At 57.6% G+C, this 9,373-nt stretch carries 10 protein-coding genes; 4 read left to right on the top strand and 6 right to left on the bottom strand.

The genetic code is table 11. From position 1 onward, the window contains the following. Nucleotides 1–227: 227 nt before the first annotated feature. Nucleotides 228–1,280 (bottom strand): DJ-1/PfpI family protein, encoded by a 1,053-nt coding sequence (locus RY113_RS18175; protein WP_315915785.1) that lies wholly within the window; start codon nucleotides 1,278–1,280, stop codon nucleotides 228–230. 52 nt (nucleotides 1,281–1,332) lie between these two features. On the opposite strand from RY113_RS18175, the gene RY113_RS18170 reads away from it, so the two are divergent. Next, complete coding sequence (locus RY113_RS18170; RefSeq protein ID WP_315915784.1) at nucleotides 1,333–2,562, top strand: MFS transporter; 1,230 nt, start codon at nucleotides 1,333–1,335, stop codon at nucleotides 2,560–2,562. 199 nt (nucleotides 2,563–2,761) lie between these two features. On the opposite strand, the gene RY113_RS18165 is transcribed toward RY113_RS18170, so the two are convergent. Both RY113_RS18165 and RY113_RS18160 read right to left on the bottom strand, forming a co-directional pair. Then, complete coding sequence (locus RY113_RS18165) at nucleotides 2,762–3,274, bottom strand: hypothetical protein (RefSeq protein ID WP_315915783.1); 513 nt, start codon at nucleotides 3,272–3,274, stop codon at nucleotides 2,762–2,764. Nucleotides 3,275–3,479: 205 nt separating this feature from the next. Further along, nucleotides 3,480–4,874 (bottom strand): IS1380 family transposase, encoded by a 1,395-nt coding sequence (locus RY113_RS18160; protein ID WP_110107303.1) that lies wholly within the window; start codon nucleotides 4,872–4,874, stop codon nucleotides 3,480–3,482. Between the two features lie 601 nt (nucleotides 4,875–5,475). Between RY113_RS18160 and RY113_RS18155 the strand changes: the two genes are divergently transcribed. Then, a complete protein-coding gene (locus tag RY113_RS18155) occupies nucleotides 5,476–5,949 on the top strand; it encodes a hypothetical protein (protein WP_315915782.1) in 474 nt (157 codons plus the stop codon). A gap of 115 nt (nucleotides 5,950–6,064) precedes the next feature. Here the strand turns inward: RY113_RS18155 and RY113_RS18150 are convergent, their stop codons facing one another. From RY113_RS18150 to RY113_RS18140, 3 genes are all read right to left on the bottom strand, one after another. After that, a complete protein-coding gene (locus tag RY113_RS18150; RefSeq protein ID WP_315915781.1) occupies nucleotides 6,065–6,343 on the bottom strand; it encodes an antibiotic biosynthesis monooxygenase in 279 nt (92 codons plus the stop codon). Nucleotides 6,344–6,437: 94 nt separating this feature from the next. Beyond that, complete coding sequence (locus tag RY113_RS18145; protein WP_315915780.1) at nucleotides 6,438–6,953, bottom strand: putative immunity protein; 516 nt, start codon at nucleotides 6,951–6,953, stop codon at nucleotides 6,438–6,440. A gap of 140 nt (nucleotides 6,954–7,093) precedes the next feature. After that, a complete protein-coding gene (locus RY113_RS18140) occupies nucleotides 7,094–7,396 on the bottom strand; it encodes a hypothetical protein (protein WP_315915779.1) in 303 nt (100 codons plus the stop codon). Nucleotides 7,397–7,627: 231 nt separating this feature from the next. Here RY113_RS18140 and RY113_RS18135 point away from each other — a divergent pair, with 231 nt between their 5' ends. Then, complete coding sequence (locus RY113_RS18135; RefSeq protein WP_315915778.1) at nucleotides 7,628–8,332, top strand: hypothetical protein; 705 nt, start codon at nucleotides 7,628–7,630, stop codon at nucleotides 8,330–8,332. 64 nt (nucleotides 8,333–8,396) lie between these two features. After that, complete coding sequence (locus tag RY113_RS18130) at nucleotides 8,397–9,080, top strand: hypothetical protein (protein ID WP_315915777.1); 684 nt, start codon at nucleotides 8,397–8,399, stop codon at nucleotides 9,078–9,080. Nucleotides 9,081–9,373 lie beyond the last annotated feature (293 nt).

Below are 9,373 nucleotides of genomic sequence, written 5' to 3'. Positions count from 1 at the left end.
CCGCCGGCTCTCATCAATTAAATCGTGATATCAGGAGCCCTGGGTTTATACCCCTAAAAAGGAACGGGAGCAGGGCCAAAACAACCACCTGCGTCCGGTAAGGGGTCTGTCCGGATCGGAGTTCAGAACCGTCCCGCAAGCCGGTCGACCACAGGCCGGCCGGATCACTTGAGGCGACAGTATCTTTGAGATCTGTTGGGCTGACCGCTGGGGAACTCTCTGCGGGACTATTCGGGTGGGGTGTGTGCTGTTGCCTCACTGTCAGGGTGCATCTCGGGGCCTTCGTTGAAGGCATGTCGGTATTGGCTGGGGGTGAGGGATGTGGTCTTCTTGAAGATTTGGCGGAAGTTGGCTCCTGTTCCCAGTCCGACTGAGGCAGCGATTCTGTCGATGGGGGCTGCTGTTGTTTCCAGTAGCTCCTTGGCTCGTTCGACGCGTTGAATTGCCAGCCATTTCATGGGCGTGGTTCCTGCATGGGTGATAAATCGGCGGGAGAGCGTTCTTTCGCTAAGTGCCGCCGCGGCGCAGATGTCAGCGATGGTAACGGCTTCGTGCATGTGTTTTGTTGCCCATTCCATGGCGGCTGCGACGTCGGTTGGCTGGTCCGAGTTGCCATACATGCTCCGGTGTTCAATGAACTGTGACTGGCTGCCTTCGCGGCGAGGCGCGGAAACTATAGATCGGGCTGTCTGGTTTCCCTGGGCGGCTCCCCAGTCGCTCCGAACCAAGTGGAGGCAGAGGTCGATTCCTGCTGCGACACCGGCTGAGGTGAGCACTTGACCATTATCAACGAAGAGAACATTTTCATCCACGGTGACTTGCGGATAGAGACTGGCGAGATCGGCAGTGGAACCCCAATGGGTGGTGGCCGAGAGCCCATCCAGGACTCCTGCCTGGGCCAGTGCAAAGGCGCCCGTACAGATCGAAACCATCCTCGCCCCTCGTTGATGGGCTTCGACCAGTGCAACCAGCACATCGTCCGGGAGCGCATCCCGGGACCTGGTGAATCCGGGAACGATCACCGTGTCTGCTTCACCGAGCAGGTCAAGCCCCCTGTCCGGGAGCACTGAAAACCCGCCCGACGCTGGCACTGGCTTCCCGCCCGGGGAGCATGTTGCTACGTCGTAGAGGCCGGGTGCGCTCCTTCCGAGGATTTGGATGGGAATGCCAAAATCCAGTGCAAGGACCTCCGGCAATGCAAGGACCGCGACCTTGATCCGACCAAGGTCTTTCGCGGGATCAGCAGTACCTTTGATCAGATTGTCTGGATTCTTTTGCATAGTGGTTATCCTGCCACTGGTTGGCTCGTTTGCCCAATGGAATTGTGGATTCATGACCACACCGCGTCCACGCTTTCGTAACCTACTCATCCGCCTCGTCGCCGCCCAGGCCTGCTATTACATGATTGTCAGTATCGAGCTGACCCTTACCGGATTGGTGGGAATGTCTCTGACGCCCATCCCGGCATTGATGACTCTGCCGTTGAGTCTGATTGTTGTGGTCGGAACGGCCTGCTCGTTCCTTGCCGGTCATGCGGCCTCCCGTTTTGGGTACCGGACAGTCATGGTTGTTGGGGCGCTCACGGCAATTATTGGCGGGGTACTTTCGGCGATCGCCGTAGCATCGCACTCCTTCACCCTGTTTTGCGTGGGGGCTGCCTTGACCGGCGGATACAGGGCCGTGGGCGGGTTTCTGCGTTTCGTGGCCTCAGAATATGCTCCGCCAACCAAGCGTGAACGCGCGTTAGCGCTGGTGATGTACGGCGGGATCATTGCAGCGGCACTGGGACCTTTCGCCGCCATCGCCGCCTCACAAGTCGGCGGGCAGCCTTATGTGGGATCCTGCCTGCTAATAGGAGTCCTAGGAGTTCTCGCGCTCATCCTTGCCGCGTCCATGCCACCAGCAACTGGCGCCGTCGTCGAACACAAACAGCCGGCGATCCAGATTCGAGACCGTGTCGCCAGTCCGCAGTTTCAACAGGCAGTTCTTGTCTTGGCCGGTTCCGGACTCGTCATGACGCTCCTCATGGCCGCAGGCCCGCTGGCGAACGACCAGGCAGGCCACGGATCTGCCATGGGAGCAACAATGATCCAATGGCACCTCATAGGGATGTTCGCCCCGTCCGCACTCAGCGCACTATTTCTCAAGAGGTTTGGAATGCTCATGACCAACGCCGCGGGGTGTTTCATTGTGGCCAGTGCGTGCGTCATAGGGGTGATCTCGAGCACTGGATGGGCCATGACGGCGACAATGATGCTTGTTGGGGTCGGCTGGAACGTTCTATTCATTGCCGGATCGGCACTGCTGCTCCAGTCCTATCCCCAAGGGCGGGGAGCGAAACTTCAAGGCTTCACTGACGGAACAACCGCCGCACTCTCAGCAACGGGATCCTTCGCAGCCGCCTGGCTACTTCAAGGCCTGGGCTGGGGCGGCATCAATATCTTGTCCCTCACCACAACCGTGAGCCTCCTGGTACTGGTCGTCTGGTTGACTATCCGAACCGGCAGAAGCAGTTCACCCCGGCCAACGCAATTGTCACCCTTAGTCAATGCCGACAGCTAGGAACCCTAAAACTAATTCCGCCAACAAGCCGCAAGATTCATGACGGTTTGGGCTCCGGTGCCCACCCGCCAGCAGCGACTTCCGATCTCCGCTAGGGGAACGTTGGCTGGGACAGCGAATACCAACCTGCGCCCCATATTCAGTGCCTTGGGCTCACTGGACACACTGCCAGAAATGTCTACGGTGCCCTCAAGCTCGCCTAACTCGGGCCCCCGACCAGAGACTCTGCATCAGCCATGGGGTTACCCTGGCGATTCAAGATTTCGCCGCTGGCTGTAGTGAACTGAACATCAATAAAACTCGCCCCAGTGTTTGGCGGGGCGATTCCTACGACGATTTTCAGATCGCTACGACCCGGTATATCAAATGCAGCTAATGACACGATCGTTTCATCTGTCAGAGTCAAGCTTCCACCCGTGGCGACATCAGGTGCACCAATAATGAAGATAGAATCGCGATCTGTTTCCCCCATATTACAGATTTGTGTGCCGACGGCGGCGAGGACAGAACCGTTACAAAAGCCGTTAAGCTTGCCGGTGACCTTAACCTCGTAATCGCCGTCCACATTCGGTTTTCCAGCGACCCATATAGTGGACTCCGCTGTCGTGCCTACATTATGGAAACCAGTAGCGGTGAGTGTCTCCTCTGAGGATGGGGCACAGCCGACTAGTACAGACGCTAAGATAGCCAGTCCGGCCAATTTGGGTTTCATTCGACGCCTAGCCTCGAACTTTCATGACGTGGGGATTCTGGTGAATCAGGGCTTACCGGCTGCCTGACTCTCCTGATTTTGGCATCTGGGTGTGACATTTTGACCGCTGACCTTGAGGGCGGTTGTCGGTGACGGTTCCACACCGGTCACGGTGGTGCTGGTTCTTGCTTTTCTGGGTGAGTGCTGACGGGCGGCAGGTTGCCGGTTATGGCGGGCTCAGTGCCGCGATCCTTTTCACTCCAGTAAGTAGCAGCCGAGCATCCGGCGCTGAGGAGGCCAGGTGCAGGGTTGTTTGGTGTGCGTGTTTGGCGAGTTTCCCGCCGATTTCAAAGAGCCGGGCACGGAGCTTCTTTGGCTCCCACCGCCGGGCTTTGCTGTCGTTGAAGCCGATCATCTGGGTCCAGGCCATGAGTTCTGTGGCCATCATGACGACATGGCACCAGAGCTCGTTGGCGGTGAAGGACTTGAAGGGAAGGTTCGCGAAACCGCTGTCCTTGGCATTGCGGATCCTGTCCTCACACCGGGCACGGAGCCGGTGGCGGACTTCCTGATCAGCGAGCTGGCCATGTTCCTGGTTCGTTGCAATCGCTGTGTATCGGTGTCCGTCGATGTCGGTGATCCGCAACTGCGCGCCCACGTGCGGGATTTCCTTACGCACGATGACCCTCATCCCGGCAGGCCAGGACTTCAGATCGAGCATGCCGGTGATGTCGGCAACCCAGGCACCGTCTCTTTCAGTCCCGTCACTGTCGTAGGCCCGAGACCAGCCCTTCTTCGGGACCAAAGGCAGCACCTCTGCCACGGCACCGTGGATGGGGAACCCGACGGAGTAGGAGAAGTTGCGGCGCTTATCGGTGAGCCAATCCAGGAACCCGTGGGTGCCACCGGCAGAGTCGGTGCGGATCATGATCTTCCGTCCAGAGCGCCACCCCTTCGGCAACTGCTTGATGGAATCCTTAACGACCTGGATGTGATCAGCGACCGTGTTCGAGCCGGCATTACCGGGCCGCAACAACGTCACCAAGGGCTCACCGGTACCTGCAAGGCCGTGGTCAATGAAGGAACACAGCGGGTGGAAGCCGAAGCCCTTCTTCCACGTCGGCCGGGCATCATCCTTCTCCGAATGCGAATTCACCAAACTAGCGTCAAGGTCGATGACCAGGGGATTCTTCCTACTGACGCCGTGCAAGGGAGAAGCGTCCCCGGCCTTCTCCCACACATGCGCCCTGGATACGGCCCGGGCCTTGTTGATTGCCACCAACGCCTTGGCCGGTTGCACAGTGGCCAAGACCTTAAACAAGCGGCTGATTGTGGGATCCGAGGCGATCCGCCCGTAGACTTCGGGCTGGTTGCGGAGCCGGTCGATATCGGACACAAAGTCTCCGCCCGTGGCCATCGACAACGCCAGATCAGTGAGGATCTTGCCAGGATTGTGTGTGGCGAACGGCTTACGCCACGGCTCCAGCGCTTCCGCCAAGCCGGTGGTCAGTCCGGAAGCCTTCAGCATTTCCGTCAGGACGATCCCGCCGCCCTGGGACACGACACCGTCGCCGGTGGCATCAACTCGAACAGAAGGGTAAAAGCCGGTAATGTTATTCACCTGCAAGGTGCTCCTGAAACCATGTAGAAAATGTTGTGTGGTAACTACATTTTCCCATGTCAGAGGCACCTTTCAGGCTTTAATGACGCCGCGAAGTCATACCGCCATGAAATCTCGAGGCTAGAGCTCATTCGCTTTCCCCTGTTCCTTTCCAATCACCCTAGACTGCCCAACAGTGCTTCAAGGATTTGTACACAATCTCTTGAGGCCTTGTTCCTGCCAGCGCGCTGCAACCTCCTCGATTGCCCTTGGTGACACCTACAGGAAAGCTTGGCCAAAAACGACCGATTTTGGAGGGCTGGCCAGTTCGAGGTGCATGTCATTTTTCGAAGGCGACTGTACTGAGTGTCCGAAGTCCGCTTCTGTACGTCAAAGTTCCCTCAGGGAACCTCCTGCGGGACGTTATTCTTTCGCATGCCTCGCAAAAAGCTATGAATCGCTTCGTGGCATGGTCGTGCTTTCGCGACGCAAAATGTCATCCCCGCTGCATGTAGGAGGATATGAACTGAACCGTCGGTCGGCGGCAAATTAGTCCGATTACGACTGAGCATAGATACCCTCAAATTTACCTTGATAGGGTGTTCTATAGGAGGTGGTTGGAGTGGTGGTAGCTGATTACTCTACAGAGGCAGGACGGGCTAGGACGCTACGGCAGCAGGTTCACCTGAACCAGCTGGACTATCGACGGGAGCTTTCCCGTCTGGCGTCTCTGAGTGGTACGCAACGGGAATGGGCCAAGGCGCTGGGCATTAGCCAGCCCAGCCTGTCCTCTGCACTGAAAACGGCAAGAACGGTGAGTCCAGTCCGGCATGGATTCTTAGGTGCAGACCCCTACGAGGTGTGCCAACGGTACGCGGTGGGGCAGCTGACCCGGGAGCAACTCATTGACGAACTGACACGTTGGGATTACGTGGTTCACGAAAAGCGGGAGCACGATTACTTTGATGATCTGCGGTTCTCCACGGACGGTTCCTTTGACGACGTGGGGCGGGCCCACGACGATCGATTGCTTGGTGACGAGCTCTACGACACCATTCTGGCCGCCGTCGCGGAAAAGTCATCAATGCGCTCGTGATCAAAGCAGCCCGATTACTGGGTGTGGAGGCGTCCAAATAGAGGAATCTTCAACGGGCGAACACCACCGAAGGAAAAGGAAGCGTCGAGGAAGGCGGATCCATGGCTGTCCGGGGTTACAGGCCCGTTACGGAATAGCTTCGTTTGATGCCTGACGTCGCGCGTCCCCACGCGCTGGCCTTGACCCGCGCTTGGTGGGAACGGAAAGCGTCAGCGTCCCGGAAGCGCTCGGCGACATCCCACACTCGTGGATCGTCAGTCTGGTTCACCTCGAAAGAAATGCAGCCAGGTTCAGCGTGAGTCAGTTCGACGTGTCGAGGGAGAAACTCCATGACGACGGCAATCTCTTCGTCGCCGTGGCAGATCAGTTGTCCAGTCAAATCGATGTTCTTCACAACGAGGAGTGTGCCACATGCAAGTATGAAGCCGTAATGAAGGTGGCGTTTCGCAAGACCAACCTCTACCGGGCGAAGCTAGCTCGTCGAGGTTTCAGTCGTTGAATACGTACCAGCAAATATCGTTGCGGCGGGTTTGGTCTTCCAGAACGAGGTCGTAAAGACTGCCGGGAATCTGGCGTCGCTGCCAGTCACGCTCAGTCTGGCCTGCCTGTTGTTCCTTTCCGCGAGGAGCTGTGGACTGAACCGCTTTGATGGCGTAGGCCGCGGCACCGAGGTCGTGCTCAGGAACGTGAGCAACGCAGGCAGCTTGACCCGCTGCGTACGCCGCAAAGCGCGCAGCGCCGCTCAAAGGGCGGGCAGCGCCCATGGCATGCCCGCCGACCGCACGGGTGTGCATCATCTTTGTTTGGCCGCGAGCCCAAGCCCGTGCCGCTTCAATTGCCTCACGAGGTCGGGAGTCTCCTCGATTCGATTCCTCGAACAAAGGCAGCACATGTTCGGCGCAGATGGCCGCCCATACCGCGAGAAGTTTGTGGTCGGTTTCGGTGAGCGTCCCACCACGGCGGATGCTCACGAGACGAGAGTCGCGAACTGCGGGGAGGATCATAGGGCTACTTTACGCCGCCAGTATGTGGCAACCGCCACCCAGTCGGGAGCGTGTGCCGTGCCCGGAAGCCGAACGCTGAGCGGGCACGATAGTGGGCAGGAGCGTGTTTCTTTTTGTCGAAGGTCAGCATGACTGTGCAGTCATTGCAGGAAGAAGGGGTCCTGAGCCGAGGGTGAGCCCTCCTGTGTTGGTTCCCATCCGCGCAGCCGAGCCATGCCGGTGCCGCCTTCGTAGCTGTACTCGACCCAGATCACGACGTAGCGTCCACGACGGTTAGCTTCTGCCCACGCCAGGACATCGTCAATGCTTTTCGCGTTCTCCAGACGGTTCTCGTAGCTGGCGCGGGTTTCGTCCCAGAAGTCCACCCTATAAACGGGACGGGGCTCTTCCTCGCTGACATATCGAGGGTCAACGCCAGTGACCTTCAGGTTTTTCGTGCCCATGAGCACACTCTACGTGCGCGGCTAAGCATTCGTCAGAGGCCCACGAATTTCAATTGAGGAACGCTCTACGGGACAGTGGACGGCATTGATCAGGTGGGTTTGAGCCAAGATTATTCGAGGCAAGAATGGCTTTTGCGTGCGGCCGAGACTTCCTCGTGTCAGACTGGCTCAATGATCCCGCCGGCTGGGTCTTGCTCAGAGAATACATTATCCTTTTGAAAGGCTTGTGGCGTGACGCTATTGAATGACCGTTATGTCCCCATTACCTCCGGTCTTGGCTTCCTCGAGGCGCCTTTAGGTGAGGTTGCGCAGGCCTTAGAACAATGGCGTGTGGCTATCCATGGTTCGGCTAGGCAAGAACGTTTTCCTGGTGGGTTTGAGGATAACGTGCTGAAACTTGAACCTCTGGTTAATGGGTGGACATCCAGAGAGCTGCTGGTGGCCACGAGCAACCCAGAATGGACCGCCTTCCTTAACTGCCACCACCAAGGAAGTTCTCAGAAGGCCGCTGTCAGTTACTTAGCCGAGACTATGGGTTGTCATGGACTATTTGTTAGTTCGGTTCCACCATCAAAAGATGCCTCACGCGGGCCTTGGGGTGCGATTCAGTTCGAGCTATACGGGCCTGTAGGTACTCCCTTGAATTGTGTGCGTGCTATTTCTTTGAGTCAGGATGGGGCGCGCTGGTCCTTCTATGCCGATGACAAGCCGGTCCTAGATTTCGAGGAAGTTGATGCGTATACCAGTAGGAAAATTCGTGACCGGTTCACTCTGGACATGCTCAAACGGTATTGCGCAGCCCTGGGGCTGCATCCCTTTGATCCAGAGTTCTATCCGGGGCCGTCGATTCTGGTCACCAACGCCTCAGAAATGCAAACGCCTGGGACCTCCTTGACCCTCGCAGAGGTAAGAGAACGAATGGACCTCAGCAACTAAGAACAGCGCCATCCCCACACCCCGCAGAGTAGATCGCTCAGACCAGAATGGACCCGGTAAACCGATGAACACTCAACACCCCTTGAGCGATGCGACCACGGACCTCGGTCTGGATACACCCCACATGGTGCTGGGCCCCTCGCGGGAGGAAGTCGCCGTGTGGGGTCCTGATATCACGGGTGAATCAGCCTGGAGTATCCAGAAAACTCTCAACGCCCAAGGTAGTAGTTGGCATGCCTTCGTTATCGGTGGCGATCTTCTAGACGCCGATGACCTCGCCTCTGAATGGGAAGCCCTCTCCGAGGATGATGACTGCTCAGCCCAGGAGCTAGATAGTCTTGGCGAGAATGATGCCAGAGCCGAATTTTCCTTACCCAGCAACGACACACCTGCACAAGCCCTTGTCACCTCTGGACTTGAGCTTCCCGATGAGAGCCCGATCCCTGATGTTGGTGGGACGCTGATCGCCATGCGATTGGCGTATCCAGGTGATGTTATTGCCCATCTTGAATGGGAAGGTGCCGATAACTGGGGAAGCAGGACAGCCCTGAGCGTTATCTTGCGCCGTTGGTACCTCGAAGCGGGGGCAGTTCCTTTACATCTCTCCGATACCGACGATGCAACCATGACCCTAGCCATCGCAGACCTACCTAAGATGATCGACGATGTTCAGGGGGCCTGTGATGAGTTCACCGTGCTCTCAACAACACCCTCAGGAACGACCATCGCCCAACTCTGGTGGGACTAACACGAGTGAATGTTTGCCAGGCGGCTTTGGTGAATCGTCCACAGTTAGCATCTCAAATCCGACTCAAGGGCTCCGGCCTTCTGCCCACCATCTGCCATATTCCCCGGTGGGTATCTACTGGACAGTGGATTTGATGTCGCCTTTCACCTCCATTGGCGGCTAAACCGCAGCCTCAAATGACGTTCCTAGCTGTCTTTTTTCCGAGCCCTGCACCGGAACATTGCACGGCAGCTCAAGAGCGCCGACACCTTCCGGAGGATGGGGCTGGCATACCGAACTCCGCAGGGGGAACG

Origin of the sequence: Arthrobacter sp. lap29 (assembly GCF_032458965.1) — a bacterium.
GTDB classification, from domain to species: domain Bacteria; phylum Actinomycetota; class Actinomycetes; order Actinomycetales; family Micrococcaceae; genus Specibacter; species Specibacter psychrochitiniphilus.
Note: the sequence above shows the minus strand (reverse complement) of the source record. Positions and strands in the feature narration are given on the sequence as shown.